The organism is Novosphingobium sp. GV079 (genome assembly GCF_003058045.1).
Classification (GTDB): Bacteria; Pseudomonadota; Alphaproteobacteria; order Sphingomonadales; family Sphingomonadaceae; genus Novosphingobium; species Novosphingobium capsulatum.
The window spans coordinates 178650-202461 of the sequence record NZ_QBUE01000004.1 but is presented as its reverse complement, the minus strand read 5'-3'; the positions used below and the strand labels follow the sequence as shown (position 1 = coordinate 202461).

Genomic DNA, 23812 nt, shown 5'->3' with positions numbered 1-23812 from the left:
TCAGCCCAGGGCCTCGGCCAGGGTGGCGCGCAGGGCGATGGGGGTGATCACCAGGGCCAGCACGGCGCCAAAGCCAAGCTTTGCGGCGAGGGCCACGGACCACGGCAATTGCGCAAGGCCCAGCGCAAGGCACACGGCGGCGGCCCCAGCCAATGCCAGCATGGCCGAAGGCACCGCGAGGATCAGCCCGCGCAACAGCAGGTTGCCCGGCAGGCGCAGCGCGCTGGGGCGCGAGGCCACGCGGCCGGCGCGCAGGGCCTTGCGCGACAGGGCACCGGGCACCAGCGTGCTCATGAACGCCACGGCAAAGGCCTGCGGCCCGAAATCGAAGACGTAGTGGCCCATGCCCCAGATCGGCACCGGCCCGTGCAGTCCGAATACGGCAAGGAAAAATACACCGCTCAGCACGGTATTGATCACCATGCTGATCGCCGTTTCGCGGCGGATATGCAGGTCTGCATTGGTCATCTGCGCTTCTCTCCCCCAGGCACGCATTCCTATGCGGCCCGTGTTACAGCAACGCGGTGGCCGGTCCATCCCCTTCGCAGCGAACCACATCATGAAATGCATCGATCAGCCAGCGCAGGCCGGCGTCTTCGGCGCGGGCCCGGTGGAACTGTGCCATTTCCAGCATGGGCGGCATGGCAAAGGGCAGTGGTGAAACGGACACGGGCCAATGCCGGGCCGCCTTGGCCGCCAGGCGCGCATGCATCACCGCCAGGCGCGTGGTGCCCACCAGCAGTTCGGGAATGATGGTAAAGCCGGAAACCCGCACTTCCACCCGCCGCGTGATGCCCTGGGCGCGCATATAGCTTTCGGCAAAGGACACGCGGTTGAACCGCCCGATCTCCACCGCCACATGCCCGGCGGCCACGAACGCTTCCACATCGATCGGCTTGGCCATGACCGGATTGTCACGCCAGCCGACCACCACGTGGTGTTCTTCAAACAGCAGTTCGGCGGGATGTTCGTCGCTGACATAGCTTTCCGGTGTCAGCAGCAGGTCGATCTCGCCCCGATCGAGCCGCTGCGTGGCATCGTCGCTCAGCGGGATCACGTCGATCCCCACGCCCGGCGCCACCCGCGCCAGATGCGGCAGCAGCGGCGCCAGCAAAACGCTGGCTAGATAGTCTGACAGGCAGATGCGGAAATCGCGCGTGCTGGTGGCCGGATCGAAATGTGGCGAACTGCCGACCAGGCCATCGACATCGTTGAGGATGGCGCGGATGGCCGGCTGCAGGCGCAGGGCAAATGGCGTGGGCATCATGCGCTTGCCGTTCTGCACCAGCAGCGGATCGGCGAAGAACGTGCGCAGCCGGGACAGCGCCGCGCTGATCGCCGGCTGGCTGAGGCTGAGATGCTCGGCGGCGCGCGTGACGTTGCGCAGATCGAGCAGCGCATCGAGACAAACCAGCAGATTGAGATCGAGTCCCTTGAAGCGCATTGCACACCATAATTCTGACAAATCGAAACCGATAAAAACAAATCATTTCCATTATGGCAAGGCGGTGGCGATGCTTGCGCCCATAAAAAGCACAAGAGGGAGAGGCATCTTGCACTTCGACATTCGCCCCGCGGTATCGATCGTGGCCCTGGCCGCAGCGATTGCCATGCCGGCCGCTGCCCACGCCGCATCGGCCCAATCGCCAGATGGACCAGCCCAGCAGCCACCTGCTGCCGCCGCGCCGGAACAACCGCAGGCTGGCCTTGCCGAAATCGTGGTGACCGCCCAGCGCCGCACCGAAAACCTTCAGCGCGCGGCCATTCCGGTCAGCGCCGTGGCCGGTGACGTGCTGACCAAGCAGAGCGTGACGCGCGCCGATGACCTGACCCGCCTGGTCCCGGCACTGCAGGTAGCGCCGGCGGCCTCGTTCACCCAGATCTATCTGCGCGGGATCGGCACGTTCGGGGCGAATGCCTTTGCCGAACAGGGCGTGGCGTTCAACCTCGACGGCGTCTACCTGTCGCGCCCCGCTGCCCCGGCGGCGCTGTTCTATGATCTTGAGCGGATGGAAGTGCTCAAGGGGCCACAGGGCACGCTCTATGGCCGCAATGCCACGGGCGGCGCGGTCAACCTGATCACGGTAAAGCCCAAGCTGGGCGAGGCATCCGGCTTCGTCACCGGGGAATACGGCAATTACAACGCGATCAAGGCATCGGGCGCGATCAACCTGCCGCTCGGCAGCCAGGCAGCCCTGCGCATTTCGGCCCAGCATGCCCAGCATGACGGCTATTACAGCGACGGCTATGACGACGAGGACACGACCGCCGTGCGCGGGCAACTGCGCTTTGACACCGGCGACGGCTTCAACGCCAACCTGATGGTCGATTATGGCGATGTTGGCGGCAAGGGCCTGGGCGGCACGATCATGCCGCTGCTGGCGGGCAAAGACCGCCTTGGCCCCAGCGATCCGCGTGTCCTCGCTGAATACCTGTCACGCGCGCCCACCGCGCCCGTGCCGCAGATCATCGCGCGCGGCGATGGCTATCAGAACAACAAGTATTACGGCGCGCTGGTCACGGTGAATGCCGATCTGGGCTTTGCCAAGCTCACGGTCATCCCGGCGTGGCGGCGCACTGACCTCGACTTTGTCAACTACTCGTCCAGCTTCCTGATCGACGTGACGGAAAAGTCTGACCAGATGTCGCTCGAAGCGCGTCTGGGCAACCAGAATGCCCAGCTCAAGTGGGTGCTGGGCAGCTATTATTTCACCGAAAGCGTCAAGGCGAAGCAGTTCTTCGACCAGGGCAACAACGGCACGCGGATCAATTCCAACCTGGGTACGGACAGCTATGCCGTGTTTGGCGAGGCGACCTATTCACTGACCCCGCGTTGGCGGCTGACCGGCGGCCTGCGCTATACCCACGATACCAAGACGCAGCAGACCGAAGCGCACACCTATCCCTTCGTCGGGTTCGTGCCCCCGGCCTATCCCAACTTCACGCCGATCGTCCTCGACCTGACGACCAATGCCACCACCGATGTGAATTTCAGCAAGGTAACGTGGAAGGCCGGCATGGAATTCGATGCCGGGCCGCATTCGCTGCTCTATGCAACCGTGTCCACCGGCTTCAAATCGGGCATCCTGTTTTCCGCGCTGGGGCAGAACTATTCGCGCCCCGAACGGCTGACGGCCTACACCATCGGCACCAAGAACCGCTTCTTTGCCAATACCCTGCAGGTCAACGTCGAAGGTTTCTACTGGGACTATCGCGACCAGCAGATTTCCCACCTTGCGCCCGTGCAGGTGGCGGCAACGCCGGCCGGCGCGATCTATGGCCCGGTATTCGCCACGGAAAACGCGGGCGCGGCCAAGCTCTATGGCGCAGAAGCCGAAGTGCTGTGGCAACCCACGCGCAACGACCTGTTTTCGCTCAACGTGCAATACCTGCACGCCACGTATGACAGCCTGCAGTACAAGGCCTACTCCACCACTGGGCCCGCGCCCGTGGTGGGCTGCGCGATCACGCCCACGGCACTGATGGGCGCGAGTGCGGCGGCGCGCATCTACAACGTCGATTGCTCGGGCAAGTCGCTGGTCAATGCGCCGCGCTGGGTGGTCAATGCGGGGTATGACCATACGTTCGACATGGGCAGCGCCGGCCGGATCATCGCGGCGGTTGACACCCGCGTGGAAAGCTCGCGCTATCTTTCGATCGACTATCTCGATCTGGGCCGCCAGGGCGCCTACATGATGTCGAACGCGCGGCTGACCTGGGAAAATGCGCCCGGTTCGCTGGCGATCACCGGCTTTGTCAACAACCTGGAAAACGCGCTGGTCTTTGCCAATTCCACGCAAAGCCCAGGCAAGCCCGGCGTGATCTACAACCAGATGCGCCCACCGCGCACCTATGGCGTGCGCGGAACGCTCAAGTTCTGAGCGATCGCTGGGGCCGGTGACAGCACCGGCCCCAGGATATAGCAAATCGTCGCGTCGATCATGGCATCCGCGCGCGTGTCACAATCAGCCAGGCGCTTGATCAGGTCATGGTTACCAAAAGTGATCAGCGCCGCGCCGACCAGGTTGAAATAGGCCACGGCCGGTGGTGCGCCCGATAGCAGCCCTTTGGCACGCAGCGCGACAAACAACGGCTCAAGCAAGTGCCAGACCGGCGCACCAAAGGTTTCCACCACCCAATCGTGACGCTGCGAATGCACCGAAAATTCCTGCAGCATCAATCGGGTAAGGCGCGGGTTGCGGGCAAATACGCGCAGCAGCCCAGGAAGCACGCGTGCGGCGGTTTCGGCGGGCCGCTCCAGATCGTCACCCTCCAAAGCCGCGCGCAGCAGATCTTCGCCCTCGTGGGCAAAGGCTTCCACCACATTCTGCCATAGCGCCGCCTTGGATGGGAAATAGTAGGCCAGGTGCCCCTGTTCGATGCCCGCAGCAGCAGCAATCGCGCGGGTGCTCGCCGCCTCGAAGCCCAATTCTGAAAACACCGTCAGCGCTGCATCCAGCACGGCACGGCGATTGTCGGCCCCGTCATACCGTTGCGGGCGGCGGGCCTTGGCAGATGCGCGCGTGGTCATGACCATGTCATGCCGGCTTGAACAGTTTTGGTCAATTGACAAACATAGTTTGTCGCGCGACAAAGATGATCTAAGCACACCTCGGGAGAATGCTGCCATGGTTCACGCCGCCTATCCGCTCACCGTCGATCAACCCTATCCGCGCGAACAATGGTGGGTTGCGGCCTATGGCGCCGAAATCGGCCGCAGCCTGATGGCACGCGACATTCTGGGCGAGCGGGTGCTGCTCTATCGCACGCTAGATGGCACAGCCGTGGCACTATCGGGGATATGCCCACATCGCGCGTTTCCTCTGGAAATGGGCCGCCTGGTGGGTGACGCCGTGCAGTGCGGCTATCACGGTTTCACGTTCGGTAGCGATGGGGCCTGCCACAAGGTGCCGAGCCAGTCCGGCGTACCGGGCCACGCCAGCCTGCGGCGCTACCCGGCGGTGGAGCGCGGCGGCATGGTGTGGGTCTGGACCGGCGCTCCTGACCGCGTAGACCCCGCTCTCCTGCCCGATCACGATCGCATCGGTCTGGGCGGGTCAGGGTGGACGGTGGATTACCAGAAGATGGTGACGATCGAGGCGCGCTATACCCTGTTGATCGAGAACCTGCTCGATCTCAGCCATGTGACGTTCATCCACAGCCAGACCATCCCCGGTGGTGAAAAGGTGGCCGCGCTGCCTGTGGATGTGGTGCAGGACGGTGACCGGCTGACCGTGCGGCGCAAGGCTGTCAGCATGCCAGCCAACCCGATGATCCGCGCGCAGTTCCCCGGGCAGGAAGGCGCTGTCGACCAGGAATTCGATGCCGAATACTGGGGTCCGTGTCTTATCCGCACTGGTGGCACGATCAGTGACCATGCAACGGGGCAGGCACTCGGCACGCAGAACTTCATCCACATGATCACGCCGGCCATGCCCGGCCGGCTCCACTACTTCGTGGCGACGACCCGCGATTTCGGCTCCGACAACCGGGCGTTGAGCGCGATGAACCTGGCCATGGGCGAACGCATTCAGCCTGAAGACGTGGCCGCGATCACCGCCATCGAGCAAGTCCTGCGATCGGGCACCATACTGCCGCGGGAAATCAGCGCGCGGGTGGACAATGGCGCGCTGCGGGTGCGACGCCTGCTGGAAGCGCAGATCCGCGCCGAGTCAGTACCGGCAGCTGCCTGAAGCGCAATGAAAAAAGGCGGCCGGGCAATGATGCCCGGCCGCCCCTTGCAGCACTATTGAGGCGTGCGATCAGAACACGATGACGCTGCGGATCGACTTGCCGGCGTGCATCAGGTCGAACGCGGTGTTGATCTCTTCCAGGCCCATGACGTGGGTGATCATCGGATCGATCTCGATCTTGCCCTGCATGTACCAGTCGACGATCTTGGGCACATCGGTGCGGCCCTTGGCGCCGCCGAACGCCGTGCCGCGCCAGTTGCGGCCGGTGACCAGCTGGAACGGACGGGTAGCAATTTCCTTGCCCGCTTCGGCCACGCCGATGATGATGCTGGTGCCCCAGCCACGGTGGCAGGCTTCCAGCGCGGTGCGCATCACTTCGGTGTTGCCGGTGGCGTCAAACGTGTAATCCGCGCCGCCATCGGTCATTTCCACGACCTTGGCCACGGTTTCCTCGCGGCTCAGGCCCTTGGAATTGAGGAAGTCGGTCATGCCGAAGCGGCGGCCCCATTCCTCACGCTCGGGATTGAGGTCGACGCCGATGATCTTGCCGGCGCCAGCCAGGCGCGCGCCCTGGATCACGTTGAGGCCAATGCCGCCCAGGCCGAACACCACGACATTGTCACCCACCTGGACCTTGGCAGTGTTGACCACCGCGCCCACGCCCGTGGTCACGCCGCAGCCGATATAGCAGCTGGTCTGGAACGGGGCGTCTTCGCGGATCTTGGCCACCGCGATTTCGGGCAGCACGGTGAAGTTGGAGAACGTGGAGCAGCCCATGTAGTGATAGATCGGCTGGCCCTTGTAGGAAAAGCGCGTGGTGCCATCGGGCATCAGGCCCTTGCCCTGCGTGGCGCGGATCGCGGTGCACAGGTTGGTCTTGCCCGAAAGGCAGCTTTTGCACTGGCGGCATTCCGGCGTGTAGAGCGGGATCACGTGATCGCCGGGCTTCACGCTGGTGACGCCGGGGCCAACCTCGCGCACGATGCCGGCGCCTTCATGGCCCAGCACCGACGGGAAGATGCCTTCACTGTCCAACCCGTCGAGCGTGTAGGCGTCGGTGTGGCACACGCCAGTGGCCATGATTTCCACCAGCACCTCGCCCGCCTTGGGGCCTTCGAGATCGAGTTCAACGATCTCAAGCGGTTTCTTGGCCTCAAAGGCCACGGCGGCACGGGTCTTCATGAAGGTATCCTCCTTATCGATCGCAGTGGCCTACATCATTGCATGGCAGGCACAAAGAGCGCATTTGCGCAAAAGTTCGTTGCTTGCTTGGGATAATGCCATGTCGGACTGGGATGGGCTGGAAGAACTTGTCGCGATTGCCGAAAACGGCACTTTCGCGGCCGCTGCGCGCAAGCTGCGGCGTTCCACCTCGCACGTTAGCCGGGCGATTGCCCAGTTGGAACACCGCACTGGAACCACCCTGCTGCACCGCACGACGCGCCAGGTTTCGCTGACGGCGGCCGGGCGCGAACTGACCGAGCGCGCGCGGCGCATCATCGACGAGCGCGATGCAGCGCTGGCCGTGGCCAGCGGCGATACCGGTCTGCGCGGATCTTTGCGCATCACCTGCCCCACGGCACTGGGGGAATACTTCATCGCCCCGCTGGCGCTGCGCCACGCCATGGCCAACCCCTGGCTCGACGTGACGCTCGATTTCAGCAACCGCGTGGTCGATATCGTCGCCGAGGGGTTTGATGTGGCGATCCGCACCGGGCCGCAGGGCGATTTGCGCCTGGCGGCCCATCACCTGGGCGGGCGCAACCTGGTGACCTGCGCCGCGCCGGCCTATCTCGCGCAGCGCGGCCGCCCGGCCGAGATCGAAGAACTGGATCACCACGACTGCCTGGTCGGATCGGCCGATGTCTGGCATTTCCGCCGCCATCGCGCGGAAACGACCTATCAGCCGCAGGGCCGCTGGCGCTGCAACAATGGCCCGGCGGTGACGGCGGCGGCGGTGGCCGGGCTGGGTATTTGCCAGGTGCCGGATTTCTATGCGGCGGCTGCCTTGACCCAAGGGCGGCTGGAGCCCGTGCTGGAGGCGTTCCGCGCCACCGAGGAAGCCGTCTGGGCCATGCACCCACGCCGCCGCCTGGTGCCGCGCAAGGTCACCGATTTCATTGCGCTTCTGGCGGCCGAACTGCCTGCCGCGATGGCGCGTGGCCTTACGCCAGCGGATCATCCCGGCGCGTGTCCTTGAGCATCAGGCCCGCGACCAAGGCAACAGCGGCCAGCACGGTAACATACCAATAGAACCCGCTTTCATGGCCGATCTGCTTGAAGCCAAGCGCCACGTTTTCCGCAGTGCCACCAAACAGTGCGTTGCCCACGCCATAGGCGAGGCCCACGCCCAGCGCGCGGACGTGCACTGGAAATAGCTCTGCCTTGAACAGCCCGCTGACCGAGGTGTAGAAACTGTTGATCACGAGGCCGGCCATGACCAGCAGCCCGGCCACCCACGCGCTGCGGCTTGCCGCCAGCGCGGTGAAGATCGGTACGGTCAGCGCCATGGCGAGCGCAGCGAACAGCACGATGTTGGAGCGGCGACCGATCCGGTCTGACAGCGCGCCCATGACGGGCTGGATCAGCATGAACGCCACCAGCACTACCGTCATCAGCAAGGTTGCGTCGGGCTTGGTCATGCCCACGGTCAGGACGAGGTATTTCTGCATATAGGTGGTGAAGGTATAGAACGACAGGCTGCCCCCCGCCGTGAGCGCCATGACCAGCAGGAACGGGCGGGTGTGATGGGCGAACAGTTCGCGCAGGGTGCCGGCACCGGCCCGCCCTTGCGCGGCCTGCCCGGTTTCGTGCATGTGCCGCGACAGCCACAGGATCAGCGCCGCACCGCCCGCGCCGATGACAAAGCCGATGCGCCAGCCATAGGCTTTCATCGCGCCCTCGCCCAACAGATGTTGCAAGGCCAGGATCACCAGCGTGGCCAGCAGTTGCCCGCCAATCAGCGTGACATACTGGAACGAGGCCCAGAACCCGCGCCGCCCGCGCCCGGCGATCTCGCTAAGGTAAGTGGCCGCCGTGCCATATTGCCCGCCGGTGGAAAAGCCCTGGAGCATCCGTCCCAGGAGCAGCAGCGCGGGCGCGGCAATCCCCACTTGGCGATAGGTCGGCAGCGCCGCGATCAGCAGGGCGCCCAGCCCCATCATCAGCACCGAGACGACCATGGCCCGTTGCCGCCCGTGGCGATCGGCAAAGCGGCCGAAATACCAACCGCCGATCGGGCGCAGCAGAAAGCCCACGGCAAAGATGCCACTGGTCGCCATGACCTGAACCAGCGCGTTGCTTTCCGGGAAAAATTCCGCCGAAAAATAGAGCGCGGTAAAGGCGTAGATATAGAAATCGTACCATTCGATCAGATTGCCGGCCGACCCGGCCAGGATCGCGCGCAGGCGCTGCGCATCGGTGATGGTGGCAGCATTGCCCCGGTCTGCATGGCTGGCCATGGCCCACATTCTCCCGTGATACGATCAGGTTGCCTTCCCGCTTTAGCTGCCTGGCCTGTCTCCGCAACCACAATGCCCTTGCGATCTCAGATGCAAAGGCCCTATGCAGACGGCGAGGACGGAGCAGCGGCAGGGACGATACGGTGGCAGGATTGGCAGTTCATGATGCACTCGACGCCATTCCGCCAGCCTTTCCGCTGCAACAGGTGCAGGAGCGGGTTCACGCCGAGTGGGGATTGCGCGGCCAGTGGCGTGCGATCAACTCGGAGCGGGACCAGACCTGGCATCTCACCGGTGACGCTGGATCGGATTACGTGGTCAAGCTGTCGCACCGGATGGAGCAACCCGCCACGGTGGATTTCCAGATCGGGGCGCTCGATCATATCGCGCGGATCGACCCGCAACTGGCGGTGCCACGGATGGTGCCCACGCTTGCCGGCGCCAGGCGCACGACGATTACCGCCGATGATGGCACGGTGCACATCCTGCGCATCCTGACCTATCTCGACGGCAGGATCGCCCAGGATGCCTTTGCGGACTGCACCGATCCGGCAGCACTGCGCCGCGCCACGGGCGCCTTCGTGGCGCGGTTGAGCCTGGCGTTGCGTGGCTATTTCCATCCTCATGCAGCCAGCAACCGGCACGATTGGGATCTTTCGCGGGTGACCGCGCTGGCCCCGGCCCTGCCCCGCATTGCCGATCCGGCCCTGCGCGCGCAATGCGCCCAGGTTCTGGCCGAGGCCGACAGCCGCATCTATCCGGCGCTCGCCCGCACGCGCCACCAGGTGGTGCATCAGGACGCGCACATGGGCAACCTGCTGGTCGATCCGGCACAGCCCGCAAACATCGTGGGCGTGATCGATTTCGGCGACATGCTTTATGGTGCGCTGCTGGCCGATCTGGTGACGGCGGCAGACTGTTTTCCCGATGAAAGCGCCGATCCGCTGGTTATCCTGGCCGAGGTGACGCAGGGCTTTGACACGGTCTATCCGCTGGAAGAAGCGGAAATCGACCTGGTGTTCGATATGTGCTGCCTGCGCTTGGTCAACACCGTGCTGGTAGCCAATGCCCGGCGTGATCCGGCAGACGAAACGCCCGATGCGCATCTGGGCGGCGGGCGCAAGCATGGTGCGATGCTGGCCAAGTTGCTGGCAGTGGGCCGCGAGGCCGCAACCCACGCGCTGCGCCGGGCCTGCGGTTTTCCGGTGCCCGCGCTGGCCCCGGATCCGGCAACCGCGCGCACCGACCTGCTCGCGCAGCGGGACGCGGCGTTTGGCAAGATCTGGCACTTCTATGAAACGCCGCTGCATCTTACCCGTGGACAAGGTCCCTGGCTGATCGGCGCGGATGGCACGCACTATCTCGACGCCTATAACAACGTGCCTCAGGTGGGCCATTGCCACCCGGCCGTAGTGCGCGCCATCGCGCGCCAGGCTGCCGCGCTCAACGCCAACACGCGCTATCTGGCCGACAGCCCTGGTTCCTATGCCCAGGCGCTGCTGGCCAAGGCACCGGCCGGGTTCGATGTCTGCTCGTTCGTCAATTCCGGCAGCGAGGCCAACGACGTGGCCGCACAGATTGCCCGCTTTGCCACCGGGCGCACCGGCGCCGTGGTGATGCAAGGCGCGTATCACGGGATCACGGCCACCACGGTAGAGCTTTCCCCGCTCACCAAGGCGCCGCCCGCGCATGTGGCCTGCCTGCCCCCGCCCGACCTCTATCGCGGCGTGGCGCCCGATCCGGCGGAAAGCTGGGCCAAGGCCGTGGCAGCGCTGGCCCAAGCCGGCCACCAGCCGGCGTTCCTGATGATTGACACCGCGCTGACCAGCAACGGCGTGCCCGGCCAGCCAGAAGGCTATATGCAAGGCCTTGCCCGTGCCGCGCGCGCATCCGGCGCGCTGGTGATTGCCGACGAGGTGCAAGCCGGGCTCGGCCGCATGGGCAGCTTCTGGGGATTTGCCACTCAGGGCCTGGACCAGGTTGACGTGATCACGCTGGGCAAGCCGGTCGGCAATGGCCATCCGCTGGGCGTGGTGTTGACACGGCGCGACCTGTGGCAGGCGTTCTATGCCGATTGCGAAGTGTTCAGCACGTTTGGCGGCAACAGCGTGTCCTGCGCGGCGGGCCAAGCCGTGCTGGACGTGATCGAGCGGGAAGACCTGATCGCCCGCGCCAACCACATTGGAGACTTGCTGCGGGCAGAGTTGCGCACGCTCGCGCAGCACTTTGCCCTGATTGGCGACGTGCGCGGACGCGGCATGCTGACGGCGCTGGAGTTCGTCACCGACCGTGCCGCCCGCACCGCGGCGCCGGCCCAGGCGCGCCTGCTGGTGGAACGGATGCGCGAAAACGGCGTGCTGGTGGGCACGTCGGGCGAATATCGTGCCACGTTCAAGCTGCGCCCGTCGCTCACCTGGACGGAAACCGAAGTGGCGTTCTTCATCGATGCCCTGCGCAAGAGCCTCAACGCCCTCTAACGCCTGCGAAAGAACCGATCGTGCCCAAGCCACTGCTGATCATCCAGCCTGCAACCTCGTATGACGACATGCCCGCCACCTGCGCCGTGCACGGGGACGAGGTCGCCTGGTTCAGCGCCGGCTGCGGGGTGCCACGTGACGAGATCGTGGCGATCAAGGTCTATCAGGACGAGCCGCTGCCCGATCCAGCAGAGGTGCGCGCCACGATCATCACCGGCGCGATCGACATGGTCACCGATGGTCACCCATGGATCGAGCGCACCGCCGCCTGGGCGCGCGATGCCATGGCGCAAGGCGCGCCGATCCTGGGCGTGTGCTTTGGCCACCAGTTGCTGGCCCATGCCCTGGGCGGGGTGGTGGACGACAATCCGCGCGGTGCGATGTTTGGTGGGGTAGACGTGGCCCGCACCCCAGCCGGCGCGCAGGACGCGCTGTTTGCTGCGCTGCCGCCGGTGGCGCGACAGATGGTGTTCCATTTCCAGTCGGTGCTGGCCTTGCCGAACGGGGCGCAGGTCCTGGCCACCAGCGGCCACGATCCGCACCACGCCGTGCGCTATGCCCCCCGCGCCTGGGGCGTGCAGTTCCACCCCGAATTCGATGCCGCGATCATGGCCGGCAGCTATGACGTCTATGCCGATGCCATTGCCCGCGCAGGCTTTTCCGTGCCCGCCCTGCGCGCTGCCAATGCCGATACGCCCGATGGCCCGGCGCTGTTACGGGCGTTCATCGCGGCGGCCGATCAGGCCTGATCACCTGGCGCGATCAGCACCTTGCACTGATGGGTGCGCTGGCGCAGGCTTTCGAACACGTCGGGCGTCTGCGCCAGGGCGATGGTATCGGTTACCAACAGGCGCGGTTCGGCCAGGCCGCGATCGAGCGCGTCGAGCGCGGCTTCGTATTCCTGCCGCGTGAAGAACGCCGAGGTGATCAGCCGCACTTCCTTTGACAGCATGGCAAAGGTGTTGAGCGTATCCGGCCGGGTGCATAGCCCGAGCAACACGATGGTGCCACGGTTGCGCGCGGTTTCTACCCCTTGCGCGATCAGGCCAGGCACGCCGACGCATTCGAACACCAGATCGGCCGGGCCGCCGAGCCCGCGCTGGGCTGCGGCCACCGGATCATCGGGCGCCACCACGAAATCGTGCGCGCCCATGGCAAGCGCACGATCCCGCTGCCACGGGGCGATATCCTGCACCACTACGCGCCCGGCCCCGTGCTGCCGCGCCCAGAACGCCACGGCAAGGCCAATCGGCCCCGCGCCCAGCACCAGCACCTTGTCTCCCCGGCGCAGGCCAGACAGGCCGATGCCATGCAGCGCCACGGCCAGCGGCTCGATAATCGCGCCATCGGCAAGGCTGGCGCTTTGCGGCAGGCGGACGCATTGGTTGGGCCGGGTGAGCGCATATTCGGCATAGCCGCCACCCTGCAGGCCAAACGCGGTGCACCACTGCACCTCGCCGGCGCGGCAGGTCGGGCAATCGCCGCAGCTTTTCAACGGGCTGACCGCCACGCGATCACCCACGCGCCAACCGGAGACATCACGGCCCAGCGCGACCACTTCGCCGGCAAACTCATGCCCGAGGATGGAGCCGGCGCCCTGGCCATAGGCAGGGTCCTCGGTCATGTGCAGATCCGATCCGCAGATGCCGCAGCGCCCCACCCGCACCACCAGATCGCCCGCCTCTGGCACGGGATCGGGCACCGTTTCCAGCGCCAGGGGCCGGTGCAGCCCCTGCATCACCACCGCGCGCATTACTGGTACTTGCCCAGCATCATGCCGCCATCGATCACCACGTGGCTGCCGGTCATATAGTCAGACGCATCTGAGGCGAGCAGCAGCGCGAGCGGCTTGATCTGCTCGGTCTCGGCCAGCTTGCCCAGCGGCACGATGGCATCCCAGGCGGCGCGCGCCACCGGGTCTTTCTTGAGCCAGCCGCCGCCGATGTTGGTCACGAACGGACCAGGCGCGATGGCGTTCACGCGGATGCGAAACTCGGCCAGCTCCAGCCCCAACGCGCGGACCATGTGCAGCACCCCGGCCTTGGCTGGCATATAGGGCAGACCCACGATCGGCTCTGTCACCAGGCCGGCGTTGGATGCGGTGCAGATGATCGAGCCGCCGCTGCGCCCGTTGGCGCGGCCGGGTTGCTTCATGATCCGCACGGCGTTGGAAATGGTGTAGAATACGCCGTTGAGATTGACCGCGATCGACTTGTCCCAGCGCGCCGGATCATAAGTATCGACCTGGCCTTCCGGGTTGCGATGGCCCGCCGGGTTCCAGAAGCCGGCGCCGGCATCGATCCCGGCATTGGCAAAGCAGATATCCAGCCCGCCGAACGCGCTGGCATGGTCGTCAAAGGCGGCTGCCACCGCATCGAAGCTGGATACATCGCAATGGACGGCGCGGGCCTCGTGCCCCGCCTCGCGCAGCAGGGCGGCTTCGCGCTCTGCACCGGGCAGGTCTATGTCTGCCAGAGTGACCGCCGCGCCGCCTTCGGCCATGGCCTGGGCATAGGCAAGGCCAATGCCGCTGGCAGCCCCGGTAACCAGCGCGCTGCGCCCGGTGATGCTGAAACGATCGATAATGGCCATGGTGTTCCTCTCCGATTGGGGGGATGCCCCGCCTTTCAGACGGTGGCTTCGGTGTCTTGCGGCAGGGTGGCGCCCTGCTCGCGTGCGATCAGGCGCTGCAGCAGCCGGCGGGCGCGGATGCCGCCGCCATCGCCGCCCAGCACCAGCGGCTTCAACGCCCAGAAATCAGCCCCACGCATCAGGCGGTGGCTATCGCGGATGATCGGCATGTCTTCGCGTTCGAACGCATGTTCGAGCGCGGCCTGCATGCCTTGTGAAAACACCGCATCGCCCAGCGCGAAATCGCGTCCCGTCGCCCAGATATAGTGCGTGGTATCGGGCGTTTCGGGAGTAAAGGCATGGAGCGAAGGCAGCAGCGTGCACTGTTCACGCGGCGTGCCGGGCGGGCCGGCGACATAGTCAAAGCGCAGGACCGCCGGTGCGTGCCAGGTCACCTCGCCATAGAAATCCTGCGCCTGCCCCACGCGGCCCAGCATGGCGCCGATGCCATCGGACAGCGTATCATTCAGGCGGACATATTCGGCATGCACCGTTTCGCCATCCTGCCAGAAGCGCCGCTCCCCCTCGGTAAAGGCGCGGGCAACCAGCGCCGGATGGACGAAATTGGCATGGCTGAGATCGAGGATATTGTCGCTATAGAGTTCGTAATGCCCTTCCGCGCGGGTGGCGCCGCGCACCACCGCCCAAGCGGGATCGACCAGCCAGGAAAAATCCGGGATCAGCGCGGCATCGGCGCGTTCCGCCTCACCCATCCAGATCCACAGCAGGCCATGGCGCTCGACCAGCGGATAGACCGGCAAGCGTGTGGCGGGCAACTGCCCACCGGGGTGGGGATTGTGCACGCAGGCGCCCGCGCCATCAAAGCGCAGCCCGTGATAGGGGCACGCCAGCGCGCCATCGATCACCCTGCCCTGCCCCAGCGGGGCAAAGCGATGGGGGCAGCGTCCACCCACGGCATGGGCGACGCCCGCCTCGTCACGAAACAGGGCAACCGGCTCTTCCAGGAAGATCCGATCGATCGGGTCGCTGCCCAGCTCATCGGACCACCCCGCCACGTACCAGCAATTGCGCAAGTACGTGCCGCGTGGCTGGCCGGTCAAAAGGGGGATGGAAAGTGCCGGCGCTGGCATCACGCTGCCCCGCTGCTCACAGATAGAGTTGCTTGTTGATCGGGATACCGTGTTCGCGGCAGTAGCTTTCATAGTGGTTCATGAACCACCACACATCGAGCGTTTCCACGTGGTTGCCCTGGGCATCGAAGAACTCGTTGGCGCCCTGCATGTGAAACAGCGCCTTCATTCCCTGGGGATCGTCGGTCACCAGGGTGTGGGCGGTGCCGGGGGTTTCGGTGATGAATTCACCCGGCTTGCACACCCAATCGTATTCGAGATAGCGGAACGAGCCTTCCAGCCCGATCGCCCAGACCTTGCCCCGGTGCTTGTGCGTGCCGATCACGCCGGGGCCCTTGATCCACAGGATGTTGACATAGATGTTTTCGCGTACGTCGAACGCCAGGTGGCGGATCGCGGCGTTGTCTCCGAATGGAACCCACGGGCTTTCCGCCTCACCCGCGCCGACATAGGTGCCTTCCACCCCGCGCGCGCGGATCAGGTCACCATAGAGTTCGGGCACCGAGACGATTTCATAGGCGGATGAGGGCGGCGCCTTCATGCTGCTGGCCATGGCGTTTGCCTTTGTCAGAGATAGAGCTTGGGATTGATCGCAAGGCCGTGCTCGCGGCAGTGCGTCTCGTAGTGGTTGATGAACCACCAGACGTCGGCGGTATCGACCAGATTGGCCTGGTCATCGTAGAAATCGATCGGTCCCTGCATCCAGCCGAACAGCTTGCAGCCCTGCGGGTGATCGGTCACCAGCGTGTGGCTTTCGCCCGGCGTTTCCAGGATCAGGCCCCCCGGCGTTGCCACCCAATCATATTCGAGATAGCGCACCGATCCTTCCAGGCAGACCATGGTGATCGTGCCGCGATGGAAATGGGTGCCGATCACGCCTGGTCCCTTGACCCACAGGATGTTGGAAAACAGATTCTGGCGCACGTCGAACGCCAGGTGCTTGATCGCCGCGCCATCGCCGAACGGCACCCATGGGCTGTCCACGTCGGTGGCGGCGTCGATATAGCGGCCGCCGGGGCTAAGCCGTTCGACCAGGGCCTTGTGCGGGAATTTCACGTCGACGATTTCCGCCTTGTTTGACGGCGGGGCTGTCATCACGGTCATGGGGGGATCTCCGGGGTTCAGCGGATCAGGGTGTCGACGTAATCGGCGCCGATGCCGACAGCGGCATAGTGCGCGCGGGCGGCGGCGATATAATCGAACACGTCGTAATGGCCGATGGTGTTGCCGGCCTCGTCGAGCCACATCAGCGGGCCCGACACGACGAAGAACACCTTCATCGGGTCTTCGTGTTCATAGCATACCAGGGTGTGGCTCTCGCCCGGGGTTTCATAGATGAAATCGCCGGCGGTGGCCGTCCAGGAATGTTCGAGATAGGCCCACTTGCCGCTGATGGTATAGGCCCAGATCGGATGCGGGTGATAGTGGCGGTTAACCAGGCCAGCCTGCTTGCTCATCAGCACGTCGGCCCACATGTTCTTGGATGGGCTGATCCACACCGGCTTGGAAAACACGGTTTCGCTGATCGGCACCCAATAGCGTTCATCGCCTTCGGCAATCTTGGGCATATAGACTTCGGGCAGGCCACCATCGCGGAAGACTTTCTCTACCGGCTTGATGTCTCTCCAGAATTCAGCGTGGGGGGCTTCGGGCATTATCGTTCTCCAGGGGAGGAGCCGGGCAGCGCGGGGACGCGCCGCCCGGCCTTGTTGCGTCAGAACTTCACGCCAACGCGCGCATACCATTCGGCCGGACGGCTATAAGTGCCGTAGATCTGGCCGCCGGCCAGCTGTGCCTGGCCGGTAGTGAGATAGCGTTCGTTGGTCAGGTTGGTGCCGCCGGCCGTAAGCTCCCAGCTGCCGCCGGGCGCGCGGTAGGTGACAGAGCCGTTGAGCACGGTGGTGTGTTGGCGATCGAGCAGGAAGGTGCCTTCGGTGTCATTCTTCATCATGCTGGTGAAGGTGACATCGCCAAGGAACACCAGGGTGCCGTGGCTGCCCAGATCGGCCTGATAGCGGGGCGATACGTTGAACTTCCACTTGGGAGTCTTGGGCAGCGTGGCCCCGGCAAAGACCCCGGCCTGCAGCGCGGAGGGTGCAACCTGTGCCGGGCCATCGACGCTGGTGTACTTGGCATCGGTATAGCCGAGCGAACCGGTTATGGTCAGGCCGCGCGCCGGGGCTGCCACCAGTTCCACTTCAAAGCCCTTGATCCGCGCATCACCGGCATTCTGGATGGTGGGCGAAACCCCCTGCTGGAAGTTGAGCTGGATGCCATTGTAATTGGTGAGGAACACTGCGCCGTTGATCTGCAGATGCCGATCGAGCAGTTCAGACTTGATCCCTGCTTCCCAGGTCTCCGCCTTTTCCGGGCCAAAGCCCGGCGCATAGGGCAAGGGGTTGGACAGGCGCGTGGTCCAGCCGCCGGTCTTGTAGCCCTTGGACCAGCTGGCATAGACCATGATGTCCTGGTTGGGATGCAACTGCACGCCAACCTTGGGCGAGAAGTTGGAGAAGGTCTTGTGCTGCACGCCGGCAACGTAATAGCGCAGCGGCTGCCCGGCATTGGGGAAGCCGTTGTCCACGCGGCACGCGTCGCTGATGGGGTTGAGCGAGGCGCAGTTGGGATCACCGAAATAGTTCGCCAGCTTGTAGTTCAAGCCGTTGGCATCAGACTGGAAGCCTTCGAACTCCTTCTTTTCGTGGGTATAGCGGCCACCCACGGTAAAGGCGATCAGGTCTGACAGGGCGTAGTCGACCTGGCCATAGAACGCATAGTTCTTGGTCGAGAGGTTGTTGGGCCCGTCAACCTGCAGCAGGCCTTCGGCAAAGGTCACATAGTCGTGCAGGTCACCGCTTTCGGTGAAGTAATAAGCGCCAAGGACGTACTTGAGCTTCTTGTCGACAGCCGTGCCAGTGAGTTGCAGTTCCTGGCTGAACTGCTTCTGGTTCATCGAGAAGCTGGTGTGGAGGAAGTTGAGCGGCGAACCGTCAAGGTCCATGCCCACCACCCAGTGCAATTCGCGATAGGCCGTGATCGACTTGATCGAGGCCGTGTCAGACAGATCGAAATCGAGCGTCAGCGCGGCGCCGCCCTGCTTCAACTTGTTGAAGTTGTTGCCGTTGGCATAGGACGTGTCGATGTTGTTGGTGACGAACCGATTGTCATAGGGCAGCCGGTTGTTGTCAGGATTGTTGTCGGTGTTGACGCCATAGATCGCGGGCAGATCGAGGATCGAGTTGAGCCCGCCACGGCGATAGAGATAGGCGGCCGAGGGCGGCCCGCCGATGAAGCTGTCGCACGGGCCGGTAACGCCGCCCACGGTGGTGGTGGGATTGCCGGCGATCGCGCAGTTATAGGTGCCGGCAAACACCGCCGGGAAGGTGGTGATCACCTTGTTGGCGATCTGCGAGGTATCGGTGCGGCTGTAATCCCCGGTCAGCGTGGCGCGGAACGTGGCGCCGTTGTAGCGGATCTTGCCACGCAGGTTCCAGGTATTGTCCCCCCCTTCGGTGCCGTAGCCCTGGTTGCCGTAACCGGCAGCCTTGAGCGAGGTGATCGGATCGAACGTATAGTTGTTGGCGCCCGGATAGGGAATGCGATGCAGGTAGCCATCGCGCTTGGTGATCGCAAAGCTCAAGGAAGAGGACAGCTTGTCGGCCAGCGGCATGTCGACCGTGCCCTTGGCGCTGAACAGGCTGTAGCTGCCGGTCATCGCGCTGCCGACAAAGCGGAACGTATCGCCCGGATCGTGCGTCACGATCGAGATGGCTCCACCGATCGTGTTGCGGCCAAACAGCGTGCCCTGCGGCCCCTTGAGCACTTCGACGCGCTCGACATCGGGCAGGTCCTGGTTCGCGCCGACCGAGCGGGCAAGATAGACGCCGTCAAGATAGATGCCCACGCCCGGATCGATGTTGAAGGCAAAATCGTTGGCGCCGATGCCGCGGATATAGGCCGCCAGCACCTGGCTTGACCCCGAAAACGGCGTACCGGCATCAAGCGTGACGTTGGGCGCGATGTTCGAGAGCGAGGAAACGCTGGTCACCGCGCGCTCCTGCAGGGCCGCTGCGGTGAAGGCGCTGATGGCGATCGGCACATCCTGGACGTTTTCCGCACGCTTCTGCGCGGTCACGACGATTTCCTGGATGCCCCCGTTGCCGCTCTGCGCCTCTGCCTGCGGCGCGGCCTGGCCTTGCGGCGCCTGCTGCGCCATCGCCGGGCTGGCTAGTGCAATGGCCAGTGCGCCCACCGATACCGGTGCGAACTTCATGGTCTCTCTCCCTTTTTTCGATGCGGGTTGTGCCCGGATTCCCCTGACATCCGATCCGCTGTGAATGATGGTAGGTGTTCGGGGTGATCTGCGCTTGCATTGGTGCGCAAGCCGATCAGGATTCTGGCGCAACCACCCCGAAAAATTCAGCGCGCCCGAACAATTCAGCCGGCAAGGTTCAATTACCGGCGCGCCATTCGCGCGGCGCCACGCCAAAGCGCTGGCGAAAACAGCGCGCGAAATAGGCGCTGTCGTTAAATCCCATTTCGAATGCGATCTGCGTGATGCTGGCGCCAGGGCTGCCGGTAATGCGATCGGCCGCGCGCTGCAGGCGCCGCTCGAGGATATAGGCGCTGGGCGTGGTGCCCATCATGGCAAACACGTTCTGCACCGTGCGGACCGAGGTGTGGCAGGCATCAGCGAGGGTCTGCGTGCGCAGCGCCGGATCGCCCAGATGAGCATCGACCAGCGCCACCACCTTGTCGCGCAAGGCATGGTCGGTCACGCGCTCTTCAGGATGGGTGGCGCCGCGCATGGCGAGCGCGGCGAGGTCATAGAACACGGCACTCACGCCCTGCTGCCAGGCCATGTCCTGCCCGCTTTGATCGCCCTGGTGCCACAGCGAGCGCAGGAAATCGTGGAATACCCGGCCGCCCGGACTGGCCCCGCACAGGCGGCGGCTGAGCATGTCATCGAGGCCGGGCACGCGTTCGGCGAGCGGCGCGCGCGGGAACTCTACCACCAGCAGTTCATGCGCGGAAAGATCGAGCGTGTAGGACTGGTGCGGCGATCCGATCACGAAATCGCCGGCTTCGAGCAGGCTTTCCGCCTGCCCCTGGCGATGCAGGCTGCGGCCGCGGCATTGCAGGTGCAGGATCAACCGCTCGGTCGTGGACTGATCACCCTGCCGCCCCACGAACGAGGCGGTCGAGCGCGGGCGGATCATGGCGAGGTCACCCACCGTCCATGACCACATTTCGCCCACGAAATCGCGGCCCTGGGTTTTCACATAGGTGCCGGAATAGATGCGATCGACCAGATCATTCCAATACGACAGGCGCTGGTCGGGCGCGATGGCATCGGTGGCGTAGCGTTGCACGGCATTCATCGGCGTGAACTCCCCCAACGAGAACAAGATCAGGCGCTTGGCACGACCCCCGGTGTTACGGGATGGCGGCCCGATGCCGCCCGCCGCGCGAGCACGCGCGGTGCGCTTTCCTCAAGGCCGAGCGCCAGCACACCGGCCGCCAGGCACAGCACGAGCATCAGCCACACCGGCGCCGCCAGGCCATAGGCATCGGCCAGGAAGCCGGCCAGAAACGGGCTGAGCACCCCGCCCAGCACTTCACCGATACCCATGACCACGCCGGTCAGCGTTGCGGTCAGCCGTGGGTCGACGCTTTCAGCCGGGATCGTGGCCATGAACATCGGGAACAGGCCGTTGAGCGCCCAGCCAAAGAAGAAGATGGCGCCCAAGAGCCAGGCCGAGCCGCCATAGTAGATGGCGCCCAGCGGCAGGATCGCACCCAGGAACGAAAAAGCGATCATCACCGGGCGGCGGCCAATGGCATCGGACAGCGCCGGCACGGCAAAGCTGCCGATCCCCGCCGAAATGCCCAGCGTGGCCATGAGCCAGCCCATCGTGCCCGGATCGAACCCGCGCCCCTTGGTGAGAAATAGCGGCATGAACGCCCAGCACACCACCAGATAGGACACCAGCAGGATCGCGATCAGCGCACACAGCACCACGTTGCGGTGGGCAAACGCTGCGCGCAGCGTCACGCGCGGCGCATCGTCATGATGCTCAACCGCAGGCGGTTCACGCAGGGTGAACCAGATCAGCGCCGCAGTAATCACGCCTGGCGCAGCCGCCAGGTAGAACCCCTCACGCCACCCATAGGCGACCGCCAGTGGCACCAGCAGGATCGGCGCGAGCCCCGAGCCGAGCAGATTGGAGCCCAGGTTCTGAGCCACGCCCATCGCCATGCCCCGCCGTTCCGGCGATACCTCGCCCACGATCATGGCATGGCTGACGGGCATGACCCCGCCTTCGGCCGCGCCCATCAGCAGACGGGCGCCAAGCAGCATGAGGAACGAAGTGGCAAAGCCCGACACCACCGAGCACAGGCAAAACGCCAAGGTGGCGACCACCACCACGGCCTTTTGCGCGCCGAGCCGATCCGAAACGCGCCCCACGACAAAGCCCGACAGCGCCCAGGTGAGCGAGAGGGCCGAGGAAAACAGCCCAACCTGCGTGTTCGACAGGCCCAGATCGGGCTGCACGAACGGCATGAGAAAGTTGAGCGCGTTGCGATCGAAGAACAGGATGCCGAAATTGAGGCTGAGCAGACCGGTCACCCAGACCTGATAGCCGCTGCTGGCGCGCGCCGGCGCGTGGGCCCGCCCGCTCACAGGAAGGGCCTTACCGGATCGCTGCCATCCCACCCGCGCGATGCCTGCCACATCGCGGTGAAATGGCGGTCCATGTCGGGCGTGGCGGGGATCAGTTCGACAAAGCCCGGCGCGCCATCATGCCCCCCTTCGAGATAGGCGACAGCGCCCCCCGTGGGCACCGGGGCGCGAAAGGCCATGGTATAGCCGCGTTGCAGGTAGCCGGGCAGCGCCGCATCGACATCGCGGCAGGCAATGCCAACGTGGTGGAAGCCATGGCCGCGCGCCTCGATCGTCTCGCGATAGACCGACGGGTTATCATCGAGCGGCTGGATCAATTCGATCTGCATGTGCCCGGCAAAACCCATGGCGATCGCCACGTCGGCGGTGGACGGCGTGCCGCGATAGACCTGCCCCTCGGTCAGGAAATGGGGTAGCAGGAAAAATGGTCCTGCCCCGCAATCGCGGATGAAGTGGTCGATCGCGGCGTTGATATCGCGCACCACGAACGCAGTCTGGCAAATTCCGCCGATCGGCTGGCCATAGCCGAGCGTGGCGGCCGGTGTGACGGCAGACGTAAGCTGGTCCAACGGCGTGTCCTTTCCCCTTGCGCACGCGCCCACCGCCGGAAACCCGGCGTCGCACCATGCGCGTATCCTCTTCCCTTGGCGCGCCGGCCGCTATCGGGCCGCGTCACGCCTGCTCTGGCCCAGGGCGGCGATCACACCGTGATCACGACCTTGCCAAACAACCCTGCCGATGCCTGATACTCCCAGGCCTCGCGCGCCTGCTCCATGGCAAAGCGGCGATCGATCACCGGCGTGATGCCGTGGGCATCGATGAACTGGTTAAGCCGGCGCGCCATGCCGGCCGAGCCGACAAAGATTCCGCGCAGGCTGGCGCCCTTGATCATCAGCCCATGCGGGCTGGTATCGCCACTGCGGGTCAAGACGCCGATCAGCGCGATCTCACCAGCAAAGCCGACCGCCTGGATGCTTTGCGCCAGGGTGCCGGCACCGCCCACTTCGACGACATGGTCCACCCCGCCGCCGGCAAGCTCTGCCGCGCGCACGCCCCAATCGGGCGTGGTGCGGTAATTGATCGTTTCGTGCACGCCCATGGCACGCACCCGCTCCAGCTTTTCATCGGATGATGACGTGGCGATCACCCGCGCCCCGGCCGCCAGCGCGATCTGCGCGGCGAGCAGCGAAACCCCGCCGGTGCCCAGCACCAGCACCGAACGCCCCGGCCCGACCGGCCTTGGCCCTTCCATCAAGGCATGCCAGGCCGTGACCCCGGCGCAGGGTAGACAGGCCGCTTCCTCGAACGACAGGCTGGCGGCGATGGGCACCACGCCGTGGGCGGGCAGCACCACCACATCCTGCAGCATGCCGGTGGCGGGCGGCGCGCCGAGCGCGGGACCGGAACCGGGATTGGGCGGTCCATCGTCCCAGTTCTGGAAAAACAGGCCAGCGACACGGTCACCCACGGCCAGGCCAGTCACCCCTTCCCCCACGGCCACGATCTCTCCCGCGCCGTCAGACAGCGGCACGGTGTCACGATCGACTGCGCCGCCGAAATAGTGGCCCAGCGGGATCAACTGATCGCGATAGTTGAGCGAGCAGGCCCGCACGCGTACCGCCACTTCGCCAGGGCCAGGCTGCGGCTCCGGCACGTTGACCAGCGCCATGTCGTCAAGCGATTGCGCGCCCTTGCGGATAAGCCATTGCCGCATATAGCCGTCCATCTCCCCCATGGCATATGGTCTGCTTCTTACGCCTTGTTGCCAATCATG

At 65.0% G+C, this 23812-nt stretch carries 21 protein-coding genes; 5 read left to right on the top strand and 16 right to left on the bottom strand.

Features of this window, described 5'->3' with window-relative positions:
- Positions 1-468 (bottom strand): hypothetical protein, encoded by a 468-nt coding sequence (locus C8K14_RS06940; protein WP_054131119.1) that lies wholly within the window; start codon positions 466-468, stop codon positions 1-3.
- Positions 469-511: 43 nt separating this feature from the next.
- The gene (locus C8K14_RS06935; protein ID WP_084390744.1) at positions 512-1444 is read right to left on the bottom strand and encodes a LysR family transcriptional regulator; all 933 of its coding nucleotides are present in this window, start codon (positions 1442-1444) and stop codon (positions 512-514) included.
- A 109-nt stretch (positions 1445-1553) separates the two neighbouring features.
- Here C8K14_RS06935 and C8K14_RS06930 point away from each other — a divergent pair, with 109 nt between their 5' ends.
- A complete protein-coding gene (locus C8K14_RS06930) occupies positions 1554-3881 on the top strand; it encodes a TonB-dependent receptor (RefSeq protein WP_233250941.1) in 2328 nt (775 codons plus the stop codon).
- Here the strand turns inward: C8K14_RS06930 and C8K14_RS06925 are convergent.
- Entirely contained in the window at positions 3851-4630 is a 780-nt protein-coding gene (locus C8K14_RS06925; protein WP_107716272.1) for a TetR/AcrR family transcriptional regulator, read from the bottom strand. The genes C8K14_RS06930 and C8K14_RS06925 overlap by 31 nt on opposite strands.
- Here C8K14_RS06925 and C8K14_RS06920 point away from each other — a divergent pair.
- Entirely contained in the window at positions 4629-5693 is a 1065-nt protein-coding gene (locus tag C8K14_RS06920) for an aromatic ring-hydroxylating dioxygenase subunit alpha (RefSeq protein ID WP_158271881.1), read from the top strand. The two genes, C8K14_RS06925 and C8K14_RS06920, sit on opposite strands and share 2 nt — an antisense overlap.
- Positions 5694-5762: 69 nt before the next feature.
- Here C8K14_RS06920 and C8K14_RS06915 read toward each other — a convergent pair whose 3' ends face one another.
- Positions 5763-6875, bottom strand: a complete 1113-nt coding sequence (locus tag C8K14_RS06915; protein WP_054131118.1) for an S-(hydroxymethyl)glutathione dehydrogenase/class III alcohol dehydrogenase — start codon at positions 6873-6875, stop codon at positions 5763-5765.
- A 100-nt stretch (positions 6876-6975) separates the two neighbouring features.
- Between C8K14_RS06915 and C8K14_RS06910 the strand changes: the two genes are divergently transcribed.
- Positions 6976-7893, top strand: a complete 918-nt coding sequence (locus tag C8K14_RS06910) for a LysR family transcriptional regulator (RefSeq protein ID WP_107716158.1) — start codon at positions 6976-6978, stop codon at positions 7891-7893.
- Here the strand turns inward: C8K14_RS06910 and C8K14_RS06905 are convergent.
- Positions 7859-9154 carry an MFS transporter gene (locus tag C8K14_RS06905; RefSeq protein ID WP_166643333.1) on the bottom strand — a complete coding sequence of 432 codons (1296 nt, stop codon included), beginning with the start codon at positions 9152-9154 and terminating at the stop codon, positions 7859-7861. The genes C8K14_RS06910 and C8K14_RS06905 overlap by 35 nt on opposite strands.
- A 143-nt stretch (positions 9155-9297) precedes the next feature.
- Here C8K14_RS06905 and C8K14_RS06900 point away from each other — a divergent pair, with 143 nt between their 5' ends.
- Together C8K14_RS06900 and C8K14_RS06895 are read left to right on the top strand one after the other, a co-directional pair.
- The gene (locus C8K14_RS06900) at positions 9298-11631 is read left to right on the top strand and encodes an aminotransferase class III-fold pyridoxal phosphate-dependent enzyme (RefSeq protein WP_133726774.1); all 2334 of its coding nucleotides are present in this window, start codon (positions 9298-9300) and stop codon (positions 11629-11631) included.
- Between the two features lie 20 nt (positions 11632-11651).
- On the top strand, positions 11652-12380 hold the full coding sequence (locus C8K14_RS06895; RefSeq protein WP_022678289.1) for a glutamine amidotransferase: 729 nt from the start codon (positions 11652-11654) through the stop codon (positions 12378-12380).
- Here C8K14_RS06895 and C8K14_RS06890 read toward each other — a convergent pair.
- The 11 genes from C8K14_RS06890 to C8K14_RS06840 all read right to left on the bottom strand — a co-directional run bounded on the left by C8K14_RS06890 (position 12371) and on the right by C8K14_RS06840 (position 23773).
- A complete protein-coding gene (locus C8K14_RS06890) occupies positions 12371-13384 on the bottom strand; it encodes an alcohol dehydrogenase catalytic domain-containing protein (RefSeq protein ID WP_107716155.1) in 1014 nt (337 codons plus the stop codon). The genes C8K14_RS06895 and C8K14_RS06890 overlap by 10 nt on opposite strands.
- The gene (locus tag C8K14_RS06885) at positions 13384-14223 is read right to left on the bottom strand and encodes an SDR family NAD(P)-dependent oxidoreductase (protein WP_107716154.1); all 840 of its coding nucleotides are present in this window, start codon (positions 14221-14223) and stop codon (positions 13384-13386) included. The genes C8K14_RS06890 and C8K14_RS06885 overlap by 1 nt, the downstream gene beginning before the upstream one ends.
- A gap of 35 nt (positions 14224-14258) precedes the next feature.
- A complete protein-coding gene (locus C8K14_RS06880) occupies positions 14259-15323 on the bottom strand; it encodes an aromatic ring-hydroxylating dioxygenase subunit alpha (RefSeq protein ID WP_158272927.1) in 1065 nt (354 codons plus the stop codon).
- 46 nt (positions 15324-15369) lie between these two features.
- Complete coding sequence (locus C8K14_RS06875) at positions 15370-15906, bottom strand: 2,4'-dihydroxyacetophenone dioxygenase family protein (protein ID WP_062782889.1); 537 nt, start codon at positions 15904-15906, stop codon at positions 15370-15372.
- 14 nt (positions 15907-15920) lie between these two features.
- Positions 15921-16457 (bottom strand): 2,4'-dihydroxyacetophenone dioxygenase family protein, encoded by a 537-nt coding sequence (locus C8K14_RS06870; RefSeq protein WP_022678284.1) that lies wholly within the window; start codon positions 16455-16457, stop codon positions 15921-15923.
- Positions 16458-16474: 17 nt separating this feature from the next.
- On the bottom strand, positions 16475-17008 hold the full coding sequence (locus C8K14_RS06865; protein ID WP_107716152.1) for a 2,4'-dihydroxyacetophenone dioxygenase family protein: 534 nt from the start codon (positions 17006-17008) through the stop codon (positions 16475-16477).
- Between the two features lie 59 nt (positions 17009-17067).
- Positions 17068-19626: a TonB-dependent receptor gene (locus C8K14_RS06860; protein WP_107716151.1), complete on the bottom strand. Its 2559-nt coding sequence runs from the start codon at positions 19624-19626 to the stop codon at positions 17068-17070.
- 178 nt (positions 19627-19804) lie between these two features.
- Complete coding sequence (locus C8K14_RS06855) at positions 19805-20734, bottom strand: helix-turn-helix domain-containing protein (RefSeq protein WP_107716150.1); 930 nt, start codon at positions 20732-20734, stop codon at positions 19805-19807.
- 29 nt (positions 20735-20763) lie between these two features.
- Positions 20764-22038, bottom strand: coding sequence for an MFS transporter (locus tag C8K14_RS06850; RefSeq protein ID WP_022678280.1), 1275 nt, complete (start codon positions 22036-22038; stop codon positions 20764-20766).
- Entirely contained in the window at positions 22035-22607 is a 573-nt protein-coding gene (locus C8K14_RS06845) for a VOC family protein (RefSeq protein WP_022678279.1), read from the bottom strand. The genes C8K14_RS06850 and C8K14_RS06845 overlap by 4 nt, the downstream gene beginning before the upstream one ends.
- A gap of 131 nt (positions 22608-22738) precedes the next feature.
- On the bottom strand, positions 22739-23773 hold the full coding sequence (locus tag C8K14_RS06840; RefSeq protein ID WP_233250940.1) for an NAD(P)-dependent alcohol dehydrogenase: 1035 nt from the start codon (positions 23771-23773) through the stop codon (positions 22739-22741).
- Positions 23774-23812 lie beyond the last annotated feature (39 nt).